The following is a 605-nucleotide window of genomic DNA, read 5'->3' as shown; positions in this document are numbered from 1 at the left end:
ATTGGCCCGGTAGAGGTTGAGGTAGCCGAAGACGGCACCTGGAGCTTCATACCTTCCGAAGACTTGTCCGATGGAAAGTACACGATCGAAGTAACGGCGGAGAAAAACGGCAAAGTATCGAAAGAGTCGAAAGACATTACCGTAGATACCTCGAAGCCTAGCTTGCAGATCACCGACCCAATCGGCGATATAGTGTATGCAAGAACCCAGAGATCAAAGGAACGGCAGACAAAGAAGCCAAGGTTGAGGTAACCATTAAGAAAGAAGATGGCACTGTCATTGGCCCGGTAGAGGTTGAGGTAGCCGAAGACGGCACCTGGAGCTTCATACCTTCCGAAGACTTGTCCGATGGAAAGTACACGATCGAAGTAACGGCGGAGAAAAACGGCAAAGTATCGAAAGAGTCGAAAGACATTACCGTAGATACCTCGAAGCCTAGCTTGCAGATTACCGAACCAAGCGGCGATACCGTCTATACCAAGAACCCAGAGATCAAAGGAACGGCAGACAAAGAAGCCAAGGTTGAGGTAACCATTAAGAAAGAAGATGGCACTGTCATTGGCCCGGTAGAGGTTGAGGTAGCCGAAGACGGCACCTGGAGCTTC

2 protein-coding genes are annotated in these 605 nt (G+C 49.9%); both read left to right on the top strand.

Features of this window, described 5'->3' with window-relative positions; translation table 11 throughout:
* Positions 1 to 252, top strand: a 252-nt coding sequence (locus LQ229_RS27050; protein ID WP_230193418.1) for an Ig-like domain-containing protein, incomplete at its 5' end; no start/stop codon positions are given.
* Positions 213 to 605 (top strand): Ig-like domain-containing protein (locus LQ229_RS27045; RefSeq protein ID WP_356712236.1); only part of this gene is annotated, 393 nt, incomplete at its 3' end. The genes LQ229_RS27050 and LQ229_RS27045, both read left to right, overlap by 40 nt.

Origin of the sequence: Paenibacillus sp. CECT 9249, from assembly GCF_918697855.1 — a bacterium.
In the GTDB taxonomy this organism is placed as follows: domain Bacteria; phylum Bacillota; class Bacilli; order Paenibacillales; family Paenibacillaceae; genus MSJ-34.
The sequence above is the reverse complement of the archived record's forward strand: the minus strand, read 5'-3'. Positions and strand labels throughout refer to the sequence as shown.